The 19,257-nt window shown below is 72.8% G+C and carries 17 protein-coding genes; 4 read left to right on the top strand and 13 right to left on the bottom strand.

What is annotated here, in order from left to right:
* Window positions 1–149: 149 nt before the first annotated feature.
* The gene (locus tag O7626_RS34315; protein ID WP_278065136.1) at window positions 150–809 is read left to right on the top strand and encodes a GNAT family N-acetyltransferase; all 660 of its coding nucleotides are present in this window, start codon (window positions 150–152) and stop codon (window positions 807–809) included.
* A gap of 66 nt (window positions 810–875) precedes the next feature.
* Here O7626_RS34315 and O7626_RS34310 read toward each other — a convergent pair whose 3' ends face one another.
* The 7 genes from O7626_RS34310 to murJ form a co-directional block, all read right to left on the bottom strand.
* Window positions 876–2,045: a peptidoglycan-binding protein gene (locus O7626_RS34310; protein WP_278065135.1), complete on the bottom strand. Its 1,170-nt coding sequence runs from the start codon at window positions 2,043–2,045 to the stop codon at window positions 876–878.
* A 460-nt stretch (window positions 2,046–2,505) separates the two neighbouring features.
* Window positions 2,506–2,829, bottom strand: coding sequence for a thioredoxin (gene trxA, locus O7626_RS34305; protein ID WP_278065134.1), 324 nt, complete (start codon window positions 2,827–2,829; stop codon window positions 2,506–2,508).
* A gap of 36 nt (window positions 2,830–2,865) precedes the next feature.
* A complete protein-coding gene (trxB, locus tag O7626_RS34300) occupies window positions 2,866–3,822 on the bottom strand; it encodes a thioredoxin-disulfide reductase (protein ID WP_278065133.1) in 957 nt (318 codons plus the stop codon).
* 276 nt (window positions 3,823–4,098) lie between these two features.
* On the bottom strand, window positions 4,099–5,328 hold the full coding sequence (locus tag O7626_RS34295) for a hypothetical protein (RefSeq protein ID WP_278065132.1): 1,230 nt from the start codon (window positions 5,326–5,328) through the stop codon (window positions 4,099–4,101).
* Window positions 5,325–6,230 (bottom strand): RNA polymerase sigma factor SigM, encoded by a 906-nt coding sequence (gene sigM / locus O7626_RS34290; protein WP_347404826.1) that lies wholly within the window; start codon window positions 6,228–6,230, stop codon window positions 5,325–5,327. The genes O7626_RS34295 and sigM overlap by 4 nt, the downstream gene beginning before the upstream one ends.
* Window positions 6,231–6,276: 46 nt before the next feature.
* Complete coding sequence (locus O7626_RS34285) at window positions 6,277–7,902, bottom strand: protein kinase family protein (RefSeq protein WP_278065131.1); 1,626 nt, start codon at window positions 7,900–7,902, stop codon at window positions 6,277–6,279.
* Between the two features lie 424 nt (window positions 7,903–8,326).
* Entirely contained in the window at window positions 8,327–10,045 is a 1,719-nt protein-coding gene (murJ, locus tag O7626_RS34280; protein ID WP_278065130.1) for a murein biosynthesis integral membrane protein MurJ, read from the bottom strand.
* A 174-nt stretch (window positions 10,046–10,219) separates the two neighbouring features.
* On the opposite strand from murJ, the gene O7626_RS34275 reads away from it, so the two are divergent.
* Window positions 10,220–11,698: a CCA tRNA nucleotidyltransferase gene (locus tag O7626_RS34275; RefSeq protein ID WP_278065129.1), complete on the top strand. Its 1,479-nt coding sequence runs from the start codon at window positions 10,220–10,222 to the stop codon at window positions 11,696–11,698.
* A 22-nt stretch (window positions 11,699–11,720) separates the two neighbouring features.
* Here the strand turns inward: O7626_RS34275 and O7626_RS34270 are convergent, their stop codons facing one another.
* Together O7626_RS34270 and O7626_RS34265 are read right to left on the bottom strand one after the other, a co-directional pair.
* Entirely contained in the window at window positions 11,721–12,452 is a 732-nt protein-coding gene (locus O7626_RS34270; RefSeq protein WP_278065128.1) for an NIPSNAP family protein, read from the bottom strand.
* Window positions 12,449–12,886, bottom strand: coding sequence for an Rrf2 family transcriptional regulator (locus O7626_RS34265; protein WP_278065127.1), 438 nt, complete (start codon window positions 12,884–12,886; stop codon window positions 12,449–12,451). The genes O7626_RS34270 and O7626_RS34265 overlap by 4 nt, the downstream gene beginning before the upstream one ends.
* Before the next feature lie 140 nt (window positions 12,887–13,026).
* On the opposite strand from O7626_RS34265, the gene O7626_RS34260 reads away from it, so the two are divergent.
* Window positions 13,027–13,659 (top strand): hypothetical protein, encoded by a 633-nt coding sequence (locus O7626_RS34260; RefSeq protein ID WP_278065126.1) that lies wholly within the window; start codon window positions 13,027–13,029, stop codon window positions 13,657–13,659.
* Window positions 13,660–13,780: 121 nt separating this feature from the next.
* On the opposite strand, the gene O7626_RS34255 is transcribed toward O7626_RS34260, so the two are convergent.
* The 4 genes from O7626_RS34255 to O7626_RS34240 all read right to left on the bottom strand — a co-directional run bounded on the left by O7626_RS34255 (window position 13,781) and on the right by O7626_RS34240 (window position 17,955).
* Window positions 13,781–15,310, bottom strand: a complete 1,530-nt coding sequence (locus O7626_RS34255) for an SPFH domain-containing protein (protein WP_278065125.1) — start codon at window positions 15,308–15,310, stop codon at window positions 13,781–13,783.
* 95 nt (window positions 15,311–15,405) lie between these two features.
* Window positions 15,406–15,927, bottom strand: coding sequence for a hypothetical protein (locus tag O7626_RS34250; RefSeq protein ID WP_278065124.1), 522 nt, complete (start codon window positions 15,925–15,927; stop codon window positions 15,406–15,408).
* Window positions 15,928–16,192: 265 nt separating this feature from the next.
* Window positions 16,193–17,434: a hypothetical protein gene (locus O7626_RS34245; RefSeq protein WP_278065123.1), complete on the bottom strand. Its 1,242-nt coding sequence runs from the start codon at window positions 17,432–17,434 to the stop codon at window positions 16,193–16,195.
* Window positions 17,431–17,955, bottom strand: coding sequence for a SigE family RNA polymerase sigma factor (locus O7626_RS34240; RefSeq protein ID WP_278065122.1), 525 nt, complete (start codon window positions 17,953–17,955; stop codon window positions 17,431–17,433). The genes O7626_RS34245 and O7626_RS34240 overlap by 4 nt, the downstream gene beginning before the upstream one ends.
* A gap of 189 nt (window positions 17,956–18,144) precedes the next feature.
* Between O7626_RS34240 and O7626_RS34235 the strand changes: the two genes are divergently transcribed.
* Window positions 18,145–19,239 (top strand): phosphotransferase, encoded by a 1,095-nt coding sequence (locus O7626_RS34235; RefSeq protein WP_278065121.1) that lies wholly within the window; start codon window positions 18,145–18,147, stop codon window positions 19,237–19,239.
* The last annotated feature ends 18 nt before the right edge of the window (window positions 19,240–19,257 follow it).

Raw genomic sequence — 19,257 nt, 5'->3', positions numbered from 1 at the left:
CCCACCGACCGGGCGGAACGCTGGGTAGTCGTCCCGTACTCTCCCGGGCCGGGAGGTTCCGGCGTACGATCACTCGTTGGGGGTAGGGGCCGGAGATGGCGATATTTGCGGTCTTCTGGACCCCTGGGACGATTTGTGGGGATGCGCCGATGTCGCGACGTCTGGTCAGTCTGACCCTCGACACGCTCGAAGACCTACCCGGCCCCTGCCGCCGGTGCGTCTACTGGGAGCTGGATCCGGTGGCGGCCGAACGTGCCCGCGAGGCGGGCGACCCCGGCCTGGAGAAGGAAGCCTGGGTCTCGCAGACCCTGCTCGAGTGGGGCTCCTGCGGGAAGCTCGCGTACGTCGACGGAATGCCCGCCGGATTCGTGATGTACGCACCGCCGGCCTACGTCCCCCGGTCGATGGCGTTCCCCACCTCACCGGTCTCGGCGGACGCCGCCCTGCTGACCACGGCGCACATCATCACCACCTTCGCCGGCGGCGGGCTGGGCCGGATGCTCGTCCAGGGCGTCGCCCGGGACCTGACGAAACGGGGCATCAAGGCGATCGAGGCGTTCGGCGACGCGAAGTTCGGCGACGCGGGCGAGGGGGCCGGCGGCTGCGTCGCCCCGGCCGACTACTTTCTCTCCGTCGGCTTCAAGACGGTACGCCCGCATCCGCGCTTCCCCCGGCTCCGGCTGGAACTGCGTACCGCGCTGTCCTGGAAGTCCGACGTCGAGTACGCGCTGGAGAAGCTCCTCGGCTCGATGAGCCCGGAGGGACTGCTCCGGCCGGTACGCCCCGCGACCCGCTCGGCCGTCGGCTGACCGCCCGCACCGCCGGCCGGTGAAGCCGGCAACCGGCGGGCAGCCGGCAACCCGCGACCCGGCAGTTCAGTCGTGGGCGGCGGCGCCGGCCGCCACCATCGCCCGTAGCTCGCTGACGTCGATCGAGCCGGTCGGCACGTCCTCCTCGACCGGGAAGTACATCCGCTGCACCGCGGCGACGACGGCGTCCACCACCCGGTCCCGGAACCGCGGGTCGACCAGCCGCGCCCGGTCGGTGGGGGAGGTGAGGTAGCCGACGTCGACGCGTACCGCCGGCATCCGGGTCAGCCGGAGCAGCTCCCAGGTCTTCGCGTGGGTGTGGCAGTCGCGCAGCCCGGTCCGAACCACGATCTCCCGCTGGACCAGCCCGGCCAGCCGTTCCCCGACGCTGGAGGTCACCCCGTTGGCGGTGCCGTAGTGGTAGGTGGCCACCCCGTCGGCCTCCGGGTTGGCGTGCCCGTCGATGTGCAGCGAGATGAGCAGGTCGCCGCCGAGTTCGTTGGCCAGCTCGGCCCGGCCGAGGTCGGACAGCGGTGCGGCCGGCGCCGGGCCCCGGGTCAGGTGCACCCGCATGCCGGCGGCGGCGAGTCGACCCTCCAGCCGGGCCGCGAGGTCGTAGCCGAGGTCCGCCTCGGTCCACCGCAGTGTGCCGTCCTGCACCACGATCCCCGGGTCGAACGGGTCGTGCCCGGGGTCGATCACGATGACCTTGCCGACCAGGTTCGGACCGGACTGCCGGAACGCGTCGGCCTCGCGGAGCAGGGTCGGTCGGCCGCCGACCACCTTCCGGCCGAGCCGGCGCAGCGCGTTCATGGTCTGCGGACCGCAGGCACCGTCCGGGGCCAGCCCGACCTCGCGCTGGAACTGGGCGACCGCGCGGGCCGTGCGGGCGCCGTAGACGCCGTCGGCGCGACCGACGTCGTAGCCCATCTCCAGCAGGCGCTCCTGGAGGGTACGCACGTCCTCGCCGACCAGCGGGTCGGGAATCGCCTGGTAGAGGGTACGGGCGCCGAGCCGCCAACGGGCCGCGTCAAGTGCCCGCCAGGTCTCCGGACCGACCTGACCGTCGACGCTGAGTCCACGGTCCTGCTGGAAGGCGCGTACCGCGCGTTCGGTCTCCGCCTCGAACTCGTCGGCACCGGGCGGGCCACCGGCGGGCAGCAGGCCGAGGCCGACCAGGACGGCCCGGATCTCGGTGACCGCACGTCCCCGGTCACCACGTCGGATCGGACGCACGGACGACCTCCTCTGCGTGCCTGCGGCTGGCTGCCCGGTTGGGCGGGCGGTGCCGGATCGGCCCGGGGGACCGTCCGGCGGCGGACGATTCGCGGCTCCTCCTTCGGCGGTCGGCGCGGTGGACCGCTCGACCGGGTCCGACCCGGGGGCGCCGATCCACCGCGAGGAGGAACGCTTCCGGAGCGTACCGTGGCACTTCGCCGCCCGTCCGTCGTTGACCGTACGGTATCCGGCCAACCCCCTGTCGAGCTGCGGATATACCCGCCCGACCGGTGCTCGACGCATCCGGGGGGCCGGGACCGCCAGGACCGGGAGAGTCGGCGGCGAGGCGGGAAATACCGACGCGGGGGCGGAAAGCCGACGCGCCCGCGTCCGGGATCCGGAGGCGGGCGCGTCGGCACGTGTGCCGTGGCGTTACGGCGTCGCTCGCTGAAGCGCCGTTCGTTACGGCGTCGCTCGACTAGAGCGCTGTTTCGATGAGCTTGAGCAGGTCGCTCTTGGGTCGGGCCCCGGCGATGGACTGGACCGGCTCGCCGCCCTTGAACATGGTCAGGGTCGGCACCGACAGCACCCGGTAGGCGCGGGCCGTCTCCGGGTTGTCGTCGATGTTGAGCTTGACGATCCGGACCTTGTCCCCCAGTTCGCCGGCGATCTCCTCCAGCAGGGTGTCGACCTTGCGGCACGGCCCGCACCACTCGGCCCAGAAGTCCACCAGTACCGGCGTGTCGGACTGCAGCACGTCACTGGCGAAGTTGGCGTCCGTGACGGCGCTTGTTGCTCCCACTAGTCCTCCTCGGGGGTTGCTTTCGTACCTGGTGATTCAGTTCTCTTCGAGCGTCGCGAGGAACCGCTCGGCGTCCAGGGCGGCGGCACAGCCGGTGCCGGCCGCGGTGATCGCCTGGCGGTAGGTGTGGTCGACCAGGTCACCGGCGGCGAAGACGCCGGGGATGTTGGTCCGGGTACCCGGTGCGTCGACCTTGACGTAGCCGTTGTCGTCCAGCTCCACCTGGCCCCGGAAGAGTTCGCTGCGCGGGTCGTGGCCGATCGCCACGAACACGCCACTGACCTCCAGCGTCTTGGCCTCGCCGGTGTGCGCGTTGCGCAGGCGTACGCCGGAGACCTTGCCGTCCGCGCCGAGCACCTCCTCGACCACGCTGTTCCACTCGACGTGGATCTTGTCGTTGGCGAGGGCACGGTCCGCCATGATCTTGCTGGCCCGGAACTCGTCGCGGCGGTGCACGATCGTCACCTTGCTGGCGAACTTGGTGAGGAAGGTGGCCTCCTCCATCGCCGAGTCGCCGCCGCCGACCACCACGATCTCCTGGCCCCGGAAGAAGAAGCCGTCACAGGTGGCGCAGGAGGAGACGCCGTGCCCGAGGTACTCCTGCTCGCCCGGAACGCCCAGCGGCCGCCAGGCCGAGCCGGTGCTCAGGATGACCGCCTTCGCCCGGTACGCCGTCTCGCCGACGTACGCCGTGCTCACCGCGTCCGAGGCGGGCACGCCGGTGTCGACCAGCTCCACCCGGGTCACGTCGTCGGTGACGAACTCGGCCCCGAACCGCTCGGCCTGCTTGCGCATCGAGTCCATCAGCTCCGGCCCCATGATGCCGTCGGCGAAGCCGGGGAAGTTCTCCACCTCGGTGGTGGTCATCAGGGCACCACCGGACTGCACACCCTCGATGACCAGCGGTTTGAGATTGGCGCGCGCGGCGTAGACCGCGGCGGTGTAACCGGCCGGCCCAGAGCCGATGATGATCAGGTTGCGGACCTCGTCCACTGCCGTCTCCCGATGTGTGTCTCTGCGCCCCCGGCGCCAGGCGCCGACAGCGGTCCGAGCGCCGGCCGCGTACGGCACCGGCACCTGCAAGCCAGAACGTCATCGTACGAACCGGGGATTCCCGAGCCGGTCATCCGGTGGGTCATGTCACTGAACCTTCCGCAACCTCCCCATGCGGTCGAACGGACCCGCAGGGTCGGACGCGGTGCGGGGGCGCCGCGCGGCCGAGGCTGAAGAGAGTTCACTGCGTCGACGGAACCACCGGCGAGGCGCTGTTCACCCTACCCGGCTCTGGTAGGTGACGTCGGCACCGGCGGCGGCCGAACCGCAGTCCGGTCCGGTCACCCAGGCCCACTTGGCTCCCGAGCGGTCGGTGAAGACGACCACCAGCGCGGCCCGGCCCTCGAAGGTGGCGTAGTCGACCAGGTCGACCGCGAGCGGTCCCTGGGCGTGCGCCACCGCGATCGCGTCCAGGCAGGCGGCGAGGACCGAGCGGTCGGTCAACCGCTCCAGCGAGCCGTTCGCCTTCAACGGCAGGCAGCACGGTGTGTCGGCGGTCGCCGAATCCGGGCTGGACGTCGCGGCGTACGGGTCGCCGCCCTCCTGGGCGGGACCGGAGGCCCGGGTTCGCGGCGAGGACTGGGTGGTGGCCGCCCCGGTCGGGCCACCCTGCCTGGACAGGCTGGAGACCGTGCCCGGCAACGAGTCGGGGGTGTAGTCGGTGCCGGTGGAAAGGAGCCGCTCGGCGGAGGGTTCGACCACGGTCCGGGGCGGGCCGGAACCGAGGCCCTGCGGTGCGGCGGCATCCCCGGCGGAGCTGACCGCCGTGTCGGAGGCGCCGCCGCTGTCGCCGGTGTCGACCAGGCGGCTGACCGTGAACCCGGCGAAGCCGGCGACCACGGTGGCGACCAGGACCGGTGCGGCCATCCGCCGGCTCCAGCGCCGTCGGCGGCCGGCCCGGCCGGGACGCTGGGAGCCGCCGCCGACCGGCTGCGCGGGTACGCCGGACGGTTGCCGGCGGGGGCGGCCGGCGGGATGCGCCGGGCTGCCCGGCGACCCGTTCGACGGTCCCGGTCCGGGGCGGGCCGCATCGGACCGGGCGCCGTTGGCCGGTGTCGAGTCACCGCCCGACGGCTCCGCCGGGTCGTCCGGATCCGCTTCGCTTGCCGGCTCGGCCGGGTCAGCCGGCTTTGCCGGGTCGGTCAGCTCGGCCGGGTCGAACCGGCCGGCCGGACCAGTGGAGCTGGTCGGGGCCGCACCGGCGAGCGCCGAGGTGAGCCGGTCGAGCACCGGGGCCGGCATCGGGGCAGGTTCGGCGGCCCAGCCCGCCAGGTCGAGGTGCACCGCGTCGAGTGCGGCGTTGAGGTCCGCGTACGCCGCCGCCCAGGCCGGGTCCTGGTCGACCAGCCGGGCAACCTCGATCTCGTCCGGGGTGCCGTCCAGCGCGCCACCGACATAGTCGGCCAGCAGGTCGAGATCGACCTCCCGGAACTGGCCCCCGGTCACGATTCCTCCTGGTCCTGGTCGGCCCGACCGGCACGCCGGCCCGGTGCCACCTGTCGCCGGCCCGGCGCCGTCTGCTTCTCCGCCCCGAGCCGGACCGGCTCCGATCGGACGTCGCCACCGGAGCCGAGGTTCCCGCCGATGACCGAGGGCACCCTGGGACCCGGTGCCGGGTCCCGACCGTCGGCGACCGCGGGCCGGAGATGGCCGAGCAGCACGGCGAGTCTGGCTCGTCCCCGGGCGCAGCGGCTCTTCACGGTGCCCTCGGCCACGCCGAGGATCTCGGCCACCTCGGCGACCGGATAGCCCTGCAGGTCCACCAGCACCAGCGCGGCCCGCTGCTCGATCGGGAGTTCCCCGAGCGCCTGCCGCACCACGAGTGTGGTGTCGTGGTCGGTGGCCGGCGCGGCCGGCTCGACCCCGCCCTGCCACCGGGCGCCGTCGAGCGGGCGGGTGGGCTCCGGCAGGGGGACGGTCGGATGGGCCTGCCGGCGACGGATCCGGTCGAGGCAGGCGTTCACCACGATGCGGTGCAGCCAGGTGGTGACGGCCGCCTCGCCCCGGAACCGGGCCGCCGAACGGTGCGCGGAGAGCAGCGCGTCCTGGAGGGCGTCCGCGGCCTCCTCGCGGTCTGCCACCGTACGCAGCGCGACTGCCCAGAGCCGGTCCCGGTGCCGGTGGAAGAGGGTCGCGAAGGCGTCGCGGTCACCGTCGACGTGCGCCCGGAGCAACTCGGCGTCACTGCGCTCGCCGTCAGCCCGGGCGGCCGGGTCGAGCCGTACCCCGGGTGCGTCGGCGGCGCCCACGGTCGTGCCCGCCGTCCGGGCCGGGTCGGTCGGCGCCCAGGGGCGGACGGGGGGCGAACCGGCCCGGCCGGCAGCGTCGGAACCCAACCCGCCGGTCATGGCCGCACGATATCCGAGTCGCGCACGCGCTGCGGCGGCCGGTGGCTCACCGACTCTGGACCGTGATCTCCTGAACACCGACCTTCCACCGGGCGGCACCCGGCTCGGTCTCCGGCAGGTCGGTGATCCACAGCATCAGGTACTGGTACTTCTGGCCGGGGACGAACTGGCTGAACGTGACCTTGGTGCTGTCGGTCTTCTCGTACGCGTTGCCGATCCGGGTGCTGTACGCCTGGACGAGCGCCTGGTCGCCGCTGGCGGTAGCCGGGAAGTCCTTGCTGCCCGAGCGGAGCTCGGCGGAGACGCCGCTCTCGGAGAACTCCACCTGCACGCTCGTCACCTCCCGGGGCTCACCCAGGTTGATCAGGATGCCCATGCCGGACTTCTTGTTGCCGAACTTCGACCCGTTCCGGTAGGTCTCGGTCTCCCAGCCCTCGTTGGCGTCCCCGTCGACCGCCTTCTCCACCTCGTCGAGCTCGCTCCGGGTGCCGTCCGGGTCGATCACCCGGACCTGGTCGCCCTTGAGCGTGACCTTGCGCGGGGGAGCCGCCGGCGGCTCGGGGTCACCGGCGACGGCGGGCTCGGTGCTGACCCCGGCGCTCGGGGTGGGCCCGGCCTGCCCGGTGTTCGGGTCCCTGTCGCCGACCAGCGCGTTGATGCCGAGCGAGAGCCCGACCAGGGCGAGCACCAGCAGGACGGCGATCCCGATCAACATCCTGCGGTTGCTGTGGCTCGGCAGGTCGGGGCCGGCGTCGTCGCCGGAGGTGAAGCGGAGCGGTCCGCTGTCGAGGTAGTGCTCCTCGGCGGCGGCGTCGAGCCGGCCCAACTCGGCGGCGAGGACGTCCGACGACGGCACCGCGAGCTGCGAGTCGAGCAGGTCCATGGTGAGGTCGTCGAGATAGGCGGGAACGCCGGCGCGGACCTGCCGGGGAGCGGCGATGCTGCCGCTGGCGTCGCGTACCGCGTCGGGCAGCGGTGACCGGGACCGCCGGGTCGAGCCGGCGGTCAGCGACGCCTCGGCGTGCGGCCAGTGGCCGGTCAGTGCGTAGTAGAGAATGCCGCCGACCGCGCGTACGTCGGTCTCGGGGGTGTCGGCACCGTCGGTGCGTGCGTCGGCGAGCACCACCCGGCCGTCGTCGGCGACCATCACGGTGCCGGGGTGCAGGTTGCCGTGCACCATGCCGGTGGCGTGGATGGCGGCGATCGCCCCGGAGACGGCGTGCGCGACGCTGGTGGCCCGGGCCGGGTCGAGCACGCCGTCGGCGACGAGTTCCCGCAGCGAGTGGCCGTCCACCCACTCGCGGACGACGTACGCCCGGTCCTCCTCGTCGATCGCGTCGTAGACGCCGACCAGGTTGGGGTGGATCACCCGGCTGGCCGCCACCGCGGCCTGGAGCATCTCCTTGGCCGATTCGCCGCCGGGATAGCGCAGCACCACGGCGACCGGCCGGCGCAGCACCACGTCGACACCGCGCCAGACCTGCCGGCCGGCGCTGTCGTCGTTGATGTGCTCGGCGAGTTCGTACCGCTCGGCCAGGATCTCACCGAGGGTGGGGGCACCGAAGGTCATCACGGACGGAGCCGCCTCGTCCGCCTCCTGACCTTCGCCGACCTGGGTCACCCGTCCTCCCTCGGTGATCGTGTCGATCGATGGACCCGTGCTGCTAGGCATCTGGCTTCCCGCTCCGCCTCGAAGGAAATCGGACGGCCACCGGCACTCCTAGCCTAGGCGCTCGCCGCACCCGTCGAGAGCGACCTTACCCGGGTCTGACTGATCCCCGACACGCCATCTTGCGCCCGTGCGCCAACCTGCTGGGCGGATGTGTCGGGAAGCGCGCGGGATCGCCCGCTGTCAGCCACTGATGGCCCGTACTTTTCATAATCTATAGGTTGATTTCAACGCTTTGCTACCTGCTGTGCCGGCTTGGTCCCCGACCCGGCCCTCTCGTCGTCCGGGGTGGGCGGACACCCCGCACCTTCCCGGGTGCGCCGGAAGTATGCCGGACGCGGGCATCCGGAAGCACCGGGTCGCCGTCCGGACGGCGTCAGGTCGGTCACACCACACCGTCTGGTCGGGACACACACCGGCCCGCCGCTCACCGGCCCAGCCGGCGCCGGACCATGCCGACCACCGCGCTTATCTCCTCGACCCGCAGCAGCAGCGCCAGGCCCATGTAGGTGGCACCGATCGCCGTGCCGCCCATCGCCACCTCCAGGAAACCCAGCCAGCGGTTGTCGATCGCCTGGCCCGGCAGCAGCCACACCACCAGCAGGCCGACGAGGGTGGCACCGAGAGCGGCCACGACCACCCGGCCGAAGGTGTCGAGCATCGCGCGGAGGCCGATCGGGCCGATCCGGGGACGGAGCAGCCAGGCGGAGATCACCGCCGCGGCGACGTACGAGACGGCGTTGCCGGCCATCATGCCGGAGGCGAGTACCGAGGTGGAGAAGGCGACGAAGACGAGCACCTGCACCAGGATCCGGAGCAGTACCACCGGAATGTTGATCAGCGCCGGCATCCGGGTGTCGGGCAGTGCCCAGAACGCGAAGGTGAAGACCTGGCTGACCGCGAACGGGATCAGCGCCAGCGCGGCGACCAGCAGTACCGGCGAGATGGCCCCGGCATCGCCCCGGGCCGCACCGTAGTCGAAGAGGCTCACCGCGATCGGCTCGGCGAGTACGGCGTAGCAGACCGCGATCGGCGCGAGGACGGCGGTGACGGTCCGGACCGTACGGGACAGGTCGCCCGCCATGTCTCCGAACCGCCCGTCGGCGGCGGCGGCGCTCATCCGGGGCAGCAGGGCGGTGATGATCGAGACCGCGATGATGCCGTGCGCCATCATCAGCAGCAGGAAGACGTTGTTGTAGATCGCCGGCCCGGCCGACTCCCGGTCGACCTGGTTGAGCAGGTTGATCAGTACGACCAGGCCGATCGAGTTGACGGCGACGTAGCAGAACATCCAGCCGCCGAGCCGGCCCAGCTCGCGCAGGCCCAGCGCCCGGAAGTCGAACCGCCACCGCCAGCGGAAGCCGACCTTGCGCAGCGCCGGCAGCAGCCCGACGGCCTGCACGACGATGCCGAGCAGGGTTCCACCGCCGAGCAGCAGGATCCGGCCGGGACTCATCTGGCCCGGGTCGATGATCCGGGCGCCGTAGATGGCGATATACAGCGCACAGGCGGCGATGATGACGAGGTTGTTGAGGATCGGTGTCCACATCGGCGCCGCGAAGTGCCCGCGGGTGTTGAGGACCGCGGCGACCAGGGCGCTCAGGCCGGCGAAGAAGATGATCGGCAGCAGCAGGTAGGAGAGCTTGGTGACGAGGCTCTGGTAGTCGCCGCCGCGTCCCCCGGCGTAGATCGAGGTCAGTAGCGGCGCGGCGACCATGGCGAGCACCAGGGCGGCGCCGAGGGCGAGCACGGCGAGCGTGAGCAGGCGTTGGGCGTACGCCTGGCCGCCGTCGGCGTCGACCCGGCGTCGGCGTACCAGCACCGGCACCACCACGCTGGTCAGGATGCCGCCGAGCAGGAACTCGTAGACCATCTGCGGGATGAACAACGCGGTGGTGTACGCGTCGTTGACGGCGAACGCGCCCAGCGCGGCCGTCAGCATCAGGGTGCGCAGGAAGCCGGTACCCCGGCTCACCAGGCTGCCGATCGCCATGATCGCGCTGTTGCCGGCGGCGCTGCCGGCGGTCTCCGGCGGCGGCGAGGCGCCCTCCAGGGCCGGCGACGCGCCGATCAGCGTGGCGCCGTCCTGGGGCGGCGGGACACCGTCCGGCATGGCGTTCGCGCTGCGGTACAGCCCGCCAGCCATGTCAGCCTCCCAAGGGGTACGGCGGGCAGGGCACCCGCCAGCACTGTTGGAACCTTAGTCAACCCGGTCACCCGCCCGCCGGGCCGGCCGCGTCACCGCTCGATCCGGTCACCCGCCACGGCCGGCGTGCCCGGCGCCGGGAGGTTCCGGGCGGTTAAGTAGGCTGGCGATCCCATGTCCGAAACATCCGCCCCGAACAGCGCCGCCGGCACGCCGTCCGCCAGCCGGTCGGCGCTGAGCGCTGCCCAGCGCAAGGCCGTCGCCGAACTGCTCCGGGTCTCGCCGGTCGCCGACGAGTTGGGCCGCCGGTTCGCCCGGGCCGGCCACGAGCTGCACCTGGTCGGCGGTTCGGTCCGGGACGCCCTGCTCGGCCGGCTCGGCGACGACCTCGACTTCGCCACCGACGCGCACCCGGACGAGACGCTGCGGCTGCTCAAGGGCTGGGCCGAGGCGACCTGGGAGACCGGGCGCGAGTTCGGCACGATCGGCGCACAGCGGGACGGGCTGCGGCTGGAGATCACCACCTTCCGCGCCGAGTCGTACGACCAGGTGAGCCGGAACCCGGTCGTCCGGTACGGCACCAACCTCGGCGACGACCTGCGGCGGCGCGACTTCACCGTGAACGCGATGGCGGTCAGCCTGCCCGGACACGAGTTCACCGACCCGCACGGCGGGCTGGCCGACCTCGCCGGCCGGCTGATCCGGACCCCGGGCACCCCGGCCGAGTCGTTCGGGGACGACCCGCTGCGGATGCTCCGGGCCGCCCGGTTCGCCGCGCAGCTGCGCTTCGCCGTCGCCCCCGAGGTGCGTTCGGCGATGCGGGCGATGGCGGCCGACCTGGACCGGATCACCGCCGAGCGGATCCGGGACGAGTTCACCAAGCTGCTCTGCGGGGCCGACCCGATCGCCGGGCTGCGACTGCTTGTCGACACCGGCCTCGCCGACCGGTTCCTGCCGGAGCTGTCCGGGCTGAAACTGGAGATCGACGAGCACGCCCAGCACAAGGACGTCTACGAGCACACCCTGACGGTGGTGGGCAACGCGGTCCGGCTGGAGGAGGCGGGCTGCGACTTCGTACTCCGGATGGCCGCGCTGATGCACGACGTCGGCAAGCCGGCCACCAAGGCGGTCGGGCCGGACGGCCGGGTCAGCTTCCACCACCACGAGGTGGTCGGCGCCCGGCTGACCAGGCAGCGGATGAAGGCACTGCGTTACCCGAAGGACGTGACCGGCCAGGTGGTCGGGCTGGTCGGGCTGCACCTGCGGTTCTACGGGTACGGCCGGGGCGAGTGGACCGACTCGGCGGTGCGCCGGTATGTCACCGACGCCGGTGACCTGCTGCCCCGGCTACACAAGCTGACCCGGTCCGACTGCACCACCCGCAACCGCCGCAAGGCCGCCGCGCTGGCCGCCGACTACGACGCGCTGGAGGAGCGGATCGCGCGGATCCAGGCCGAGGAGGACCTCGCCCGGGTCCGCCCCGACCTCGACGGCAACGCCATCATGGAGCTGCTCGGCGTACCGCCGGGGCCGATCGTCGGTCGGGCCTGGCGGCACCTGAAGGAACTCCGCCTGGAGCGGGGGCCGCTGGACCGGGACTCGGCCGAGGTCGAGCTGCTGCGCTGGGCCCGGGAGCAGGGCATCACCGACTGAGCGGTGTCCCGGCGCCGCTGGGTCAGCGCAGTGCCGAGCGGGCCGTCGGGGCCAGCCGCAGCAGTCGCGGTGGCGTGCGCAGCGTGCCGGACAGCTCGGGCAGTACCTCGTCCCGCCATCGGCGCGACCGGTCCAGGTGCCGGATGTGGTCGTCGAGCTGGCCGGCGTCGGCGAACCGGCTGAGCCAGCAGACGACGTGCTCCCCGGTGCGTACCGGCAGTGCCGGGAAGGTGTTCTCGGCGTACTCGGTCGACAGGCAGGCGACGGCTGCGGCGCCGGTCTCGACGAGCAGCGGACGGATCCGCCGGTGGAAGAGGTCGACGAACGACCTGTCGACCGGCCCTGTCCGGTGGCAGAGCGTCGCCGTGAACCGCGTCGCCGGCCGGTCCCGGTGACCGACCGGCGGGCGTACGGCCGGCGCAGGAAAGCCGAACCGTCCGTCGAGCGGTCGGAGCAGGAGCACGTCGTCGGAGTCGACCATGGTGGCGTTGGCCTGCTCCCGGTGCCGCCGCCAGACCGGGCCGCCGTAGAACTCGTGCAGTGCGGCGGCCCGGCGGGGCATGTCGGGGAACCCGCGGAGCCAGACGAAGCGGTCCGGGTCGGCCAGGTCGTGGAACTGCCCGACGACCGCCATCCCGGCCGCTTCCTGCGTCTCGACGAACTCGCGGTCGAAGAGGTCGACGAGCGCGTCACGCCCGCCGCTGTGCAGGGTGTACTGCCGCAGTTCGACGACCGGGTGGCGTAGCTCGCTCATTCCTGTTCCGCTCCCAGCGTCTCGTCCAGTACCTCGGCGATCGACGTGCCCGCGAGTTCCCGGCGCAGCGCCCGGTCGACGTCGCCGTAGAACCGTCCGAGGGCCGGTCGGATGCCCCGGCCGACCGGGCACTCCTGGTTCGGCTCGCTGGGATGCAGGGCGAAGAGTGGCTCCCGCTCGACAGCGGCGTAGACGTCGAGCAGGGTGATCTCGTCCGGCGGGCGGGCCAGCCGCCAGCCCGCGCCGGCCCCGTGCCGGACGGTGACCAGACCCGCCTGTCGGAGGTGGCCGAGACTGCGCCGGATGACCACCGGGTTGGTCCGCACGCTCGCCGCGACCTGGTCGGAGGTGAGCACCGCTCGGCCACGCCGCTCGGAGAGCGCCAGCCAGGTCAGCGCGTGGACCGCGATCGTGAGCCGACTGTTCGCCGCCATCGTGCCGCATCGCCTCCTCGGATTGGCTGTAACAGCTTCTGTTACAGCCAATCGGGATGTCAATGCCGGAACGGACGGTTCGCCGGCCCGACAACGTTCGATACCGTGCTATCCGGTGTACGACCGGCGGGGAGGTGACCGTGGCCGTCTCGGGTCGGCCGGGCGACCGCTCCTTCCTGGTGCCGATGGTGGCGCTGGCGTCGACGTTGCTGGCCCTCGTCGTCGCGACGGTGCTCGTACTCGTACTCCGGCAGGCCGGCGCGTCGGACCCGACCGGCGCCGGCTCGACCGGCTCGACCGGTACCGACGGCACCTCCCCGGCGGCGAGCAGGCCGGGCGGCGACGGACCGGTCCCCGCCGACTGTCTGTCCGGCCGCTGGCGAGTCGTCTCGCACCGGGAGGACGTCGACGTGCCCGGGGTGGGACGGCTGAGCTTCACCGGCGGCACCGGCTCGACCCTCTCGCTCAGCGCCGACGGCGTCGGGATCGCCGACTACGGCACCGGCACCGCCTTCGCCAGCAGTTACGGCGGTCGGGAGGTGGTGCTCGAACTGCGGGGGCGGGTCGACTACCGCTACGCGCTGGTCGGCGACCGGATCGAACTGCGGGACGTGCGTTCCGCCGCCGAGGTGCGGCTCCGGGTCGGTGCCGGTACGCCCGGACCGTGGCGGCCCTACACCGCCTCGACCGCCCCGTCGGACTACGTCTGCGCGGGCGACTCGCTCGACCAGCGGTCCCTGGTCTCCACCACCTCGTACGAGCGGACCCGGTAGGGAGTCCGAGCCGGGTCGACGGCCGCGTTCCCGCCCCGGCGGGCATGGCTGCCGGGACGCCAGGCGGCCCGGCGCCGGAGCGGCAACTCCGGGGCCGGGCCGCAGGTGGAAGGTACCGCCGTCAGCTCTTCGGCTCGACCGCCTTGCCGCCGTTGGTAAGCGTGCCGTCGACGACCTGGTCACCACCGCTGCGGGCCGTGCCGAGCCGGGCGAGCAGCCCGGTCAGGTCGACCCCGGTCAGGTCGCTGCCGAGCTGGAGCCCCTGGGCCACGTTCGCCGCCACCGACTTGGTGAGCGAGGAGGCGCCGTCAGTGGAGATGACAGTGATCTTGTCGATCGCGCCGACCGGCGCACTCGCCGCCTCGACCACCTGCGGGAGCACCTTGACCAGCAGGTCGAGCACGGCCGCCTCACCGTACGCCGAGAAAGCCTCGGCCTTGCGGGACATCGCCTCGGCCTCGGCCTTGCCCCGGGCGAGGATCGCCGCCGCGTCCGCCTGGCCCTCCCGCTCGACCGCCTCGGCGATCGCGGTACGACGGCGCTGCTCGGCCTCACCCTCCTTGGCACCCTCGATCGCGTTCGCCTCGGCCAGCGCCGCCCGGCGGGCCCGCTCGCCCTCACCGGTCAACCGGGCCTGCTCGGCGGCAGCCTGGGCGGCGGCAATGGTGGCCTGCCGCTCGGCGTCGGCGGCCAGCACCGCCGCGTTGCGGGACGCCTCGGCCTCCTGCTCCACCTTGTACCGGGCCGCGTCGGCCGGCTTGCGGACCTCGGTGTCGAGCTGCCGCTGCTTCAGCTCGGCATTGCGCTCGGCGACCTTCTGCTGCTCGGTCAGGATCGCCTGGTCCCGCTCGGCCTGGGCCAGCGGCCCGGCGGCGGCGGACTTCGCCTTGGCGGCGTCGATCTCGGCCTGGATGCCGGCCTGCTTCAGCGCCAGGTTCCGGTTCGCCTCGGCGATCTTCTCCTCGGCGAGCAGCCGCTCCGTCTCGGCGACCTGCCGGGCCCGCGCCTCGGCGATGGCGGCGTCCTTGAGCACCCGGGCGGCCTCCGGCCGGCCCAGGTCCTGCAGGTAGGAGCCCTCGGCCAGGATGTCCTGGAGCTGGAAGGTGTCCAGCACCAGACCCTGGTTGGTCATCGAGTGCTCGGCCTCCTCGGCGACCGCGCTGGCGAAGGCCGCCCGGTCCCGGATGACCTCCTCGACGGTGAGGCGGCCGACGATCGAGCGGAGCGCACCGGCCAGTACCTCCCGGGTGAAGCTCTCGATCTCGTCCTGCTGGTGCAGGAACCGCTGCGCCGCCGCCCGGATCGCGTCCTCGGTGCCGCCGACCTTGACGATCGCCACCCCGTGCAACTCGGCCCGGATGCCCTGCTTGCTCACCGCGCCCTTGATGCTGACGTCGATCCGCCGGCTGGACAGGTCGAGCGACTGGAGCTTCTGCACCACCGGCAGGACGAAGACCGAGGCGCCGAGTACGACCTTCTGGCCGGACATGTCGGTGGACCGGCTACCGTCGGCGCTCTGTGTCGTACGGCCCTTGCGGCCGGTGACGATGAACGCCTCGTTCGGCCCGGCGACCTTGATCCGGGAAAGCACGAAGAGGACGAGGATGAAGGCCAGGAGTACTGCTCCGCCGATGGCGACGAGGATCAGCATGACAGGCGTCCGTTCGGTGAGGGGGTTGGCGTGTGCGGTCGGCCACCCACGCGCGCGTGGGTGGGTTCGGTCGTGCGTGGGAGTGGGTTGGTGGGTCAGAAGGTTTCGACGAGGACGCTGGTCTCGGTCAGTGCCTCGACGACGAAGATCTGTGCGCCGAGCGCGATCGGCCGCTCGGCCCTGGCGTTGAGCTTCACCGGCTGGCCGGCGACCCGGACCCGCACCTCGCCGTAGCCGGTGCCGGGGATCGGGGTGACCACCACGCCGAGTGCTCCGACCAGGTCGTTGCGGGTCGGCGTGGCGTCGGTGCGCATGTTCCGGGCTGCCCGGGAGAGCCGGGCCGCGAGCCAGCCGGCCGGGACCGCCGCCAGCGCGCCCAGCCCGGCAGCGGCGACGACCTGGCTGACGGTACGGCCACCGAGCAGCTCGTTGGCGATGGCCCCGCCGAATCCGAGTACGCCGGCGAACGCGGCGATCGCCTCCAGGCTGATCGGGCCGTCGACGTCCGGGTTGCCGATGTGCGCCAACTCCGTGCCGAGCAGGGCGAGCACCAGCACCGCGACTCCGGCGCCGCCGATGATGAGGAAGATCAGAGTCCCCGCTGCCACGACTTGCAAGGTAACCGCCCCGGGCAACCTGGACGTCCGCTGAACGCGACCACCTGGCTCTGGGCCGATGCCGGGCGGCGGCCGCAGGAAGCCGGACGTCCACTGTGGTGTGGTCCGGTTCCGGTTCGGACGCCGGCCGGTGGGCAGCGGATCGGGGCCTGGTCACCGTACCCACCCCGGCCGGACGTCCGTGCGACATTAGCCGTTCGGCGTCGGCCGTGGGTGCGGATCCATCCGGTATCCGGGCCCTGCGTACCGGATCGTTACCCGAGAATCACCTGACCGCGACCGTGAACTCGTCGCTCCGCATCAGCTCGGCGGGAAGCTCGACCCGCTCGTGCTCGGCCCCGGCCGGGTCGACGAGCAGTGCGACCAGCCTGCCAGGCTGACCCGTACCGTCCAGATAGAGCAGTCGGGCGGGCCCGACCCAGGCGACGTCGGCGCTCGGCAGTTGCCGGAGCACCTTTCCGGTGTCCGTCGAGACGAGCTGTGCCGCCGTCTGCGCCTCGCCCCTGCGGCCCGCGGCATCCGACGCCCGCGGTATCGCGCCACTCTCGGCCCCCGACACCGCGCCACCCGAGCCCGGCGACAGTACGGAGACCACCACCATCGAGCCGTCCGGAGACCACGCGGCCGAACTGAGGATGTCGCCCCGGACCGGCAGGAACCGGGTCGGCACGCCGTCGTCGACCGCGAAGAGTTGCAGGCCGGATTTTGCGGCCGGCGGGTTTTCCCCGGAAAGGTCGAACACCGGGCCGGCCAGCGGCAGCGCCACCTCCTTGCCGCTCGGCAGCCAGGTGAACTGGCATGCCTGGACGCAGCCGCCCAGGTCACGCGTCTTGACCGGGTAGCGCTGGAACGAGCCGTTGTCGGGAGTCAGCAGCCCGATCGAGTACATCCCGGTCTTGCGGTCCTGGAGGGTGATCAGCAGCCGTCCCCCGTCCGGCGACCAGTCGAACGCCAGGACAGTTCCGCCGGCCCTGAACCAGCGCGGCTTGCCGGTCGCCAGGTCGTAGAGCCCCACGTCCGTCGGACGGTCCGTCCGGCGCACCGCCGCGACCGTCCGGTGCGGGCTGGCCCGAACCGCCGTGTAGGTCGCCGGCAGGCTGACGTAGCGACGGTTGGCCGGGTCGTACACCCAGGTCGGGCCGGCCGCCCCGGTCGAGCCGGCGGTCAGCAGCAGTGCGCCGCCGGGCAACTCGACGGGGTTGTGCGACCAGTCCTGGCCGGGGGTCGGCCGGGGTGTCGGCGAGCCGGTGGCGGTCGCGACCGGAGCGGTCGCCGCCGGTGGCCCGCCGACCGCCAGCGGTGGCCGCGGATCGGGCCGGAGCCAGACGTACGGCGCCACGATCGCGCCGATCGCCACCACCGCCGCTGCCGCCGCCATCGTCTGCCGGCGCCGGCGGATCCGCCGCCCCTGTGCGATGGCGGCGGACGCGAAGTCCGGCGGCTGGTGGGGACTACCGGCCAACTCGTGTACGGCCTCCCGCAGCAGCCGATTCGCGCGCTCACTCATCGCAGGGCCTCCGCCCGCTCGGTCAGATCCGCGAACTCCGGCACGAGTTCACGGAGTTTGCCCAGTGCCCGGGACGCCTGGCTGGCCACGGTGCCAGGGCGGCAGCCGAGTGCGGCGGCGGTCTGCTCGACCGTCTGGTCCTCCAGATAGCGCAGCACCAGTACCGCCCGCTGCCTTGGCGGCAACATCATCAGCGCGTCCCGGAGCATCATCCGGACCGCCGTCTCGTGGTCGTGCTGGGTGTCGGCGGCCGGGGGTTCCGGCACCTCGGCGTGCGGCACCTCGGCCCGCCGGCCGCGCCGCCGCCAGGCCGAGACCTGGTCGTGGTAGAGGATCTGCCGGACGTACGGCTCCGCGTCACCCCGGATCCGGGGCCACCGGGCGTACGCCTTCGCCAGCGCGTTCTGCAACAGGTCCTCGGCGGCGTAGCGGTCACCGGCGAGTGCCTGGGCGACGCGGAGCAGCACATCGCCCCGCTCGTGCACGAACGCGGTGAATTCCCGCTCGGACGCCCGACCCACGGCACACCTCCCGCTGTCCTAGACGCCGCTGACCGGGAGAAGTTTGCCTCCTTGCCGAAGACTTGTCGGCGAGCGGCATCACCATCGGCCGTCGGTACAGTCGCCGGACGTGCGCCGAGCCGCGGCCAGGCACAGGGTTGGGCGGCGGGCGAGGCGACCGGCCAGGACGGGGCGACGGACGGGGGAGAGATGGATCGGCGGTTCGCCGACCGGGCGTGGCTGGCGGCTTTGGTCCGGGACGGTCTCGGCACCGACCGGCGGATCGAGGGGCTGACCCGGCTGCGCGGCGGCACGAAGAAGGGCGTCTACCGGCTCGGCCTCGACGACCGCTCGACGGTGGTCGCGTACGTCTGGAGCCCCGACGAGAACTACTGGCCCGAGCGGCGCCGGCCGGCCGGTGACGATCCGTCCGATACCGCCGGCCGTGCCGACGACCCGGCCCGGGACGTGTTCGGGGACGCGTCCGGCAGCGAGCTGTTCGAGGCGGCCGACGCCATACTCGCGGCGGCCGGAGTCCGTACCCCGGAGGTCCTGCTGCTCGACCGGAGCCGGAGCCGTTACCCGGCCGACGTGGCGTTGGTGGAGGACGTGCCGGGGCCGAACCTGGAGCAGCGGTTGGCGGCCGACCCGGTGCGGGCGGCCGGCACCCTGGCCCGGCTGGCCGAGCTGCTGGCGGCGATGCGCGACTGCCGGGGCACCCGGCTCGGCAAGGTGGCCACGCTGGCCCGGCCGACGGACGGGACCGACCGGACGGCCGACGCGTCAACTCCGGTGTCGGGCGCGTCGGCTTCGGTGTCGGGCGCGTCGGCTCCGCAGCCGTCGGCGGTCGAGGTGGTACGGGACCGGGCGCTGGCCGACCTCGCCGAGGCCGCCCGCCGGGACGGGCGGATCGCCGGCGACCGGGTACGGCTGACCGAACTGCTGTCCGGCCTCTCCGCCGGGATCGCGCCGCGTACGACGTACGGGTTGGTACACGGGGAACTCGGCCCGGACCACGTACTGGTCGACGCCGACAGCGAGCCGGTGCTGATCGACATCGAGGGGCTGATGTTCTTCGACGTGGAGTGGGAGCACGTCTTCCTGCGGCTCCGGTTTGGCGAGCACTACTCCCCGCTGGCCGTCGACGGCCTCGACGAGCGGCGACTCCGGTTCTACCAGCTCGCCCAGCACCTGTCGCTGGTCGCCGGTCCGCTGCGGCTGCTCGACGGCGACTTCCCCGACCGCGATTTCATGCGCGGCATCGCGGCCCGGCACGCCGAGCGCGTACTGGCATTCCGTCCCTGATCCTGACCCGGGCCTGTG

The sequence above is a fragment of the Micromonospora sp. WMMD1102 genome (assembly GCF_029626265.1).
Classification (GTDB): domain Bacteria; phylum Actinomycetota; class Actinomycetes; order Mycobacteriales; family Micromonosporaceae; genus Plantactinospora.
Note: the sequence above shows the minus strand (reverse complement) of the source record. Positions and strands in the feature narration are given on the sequence as shown.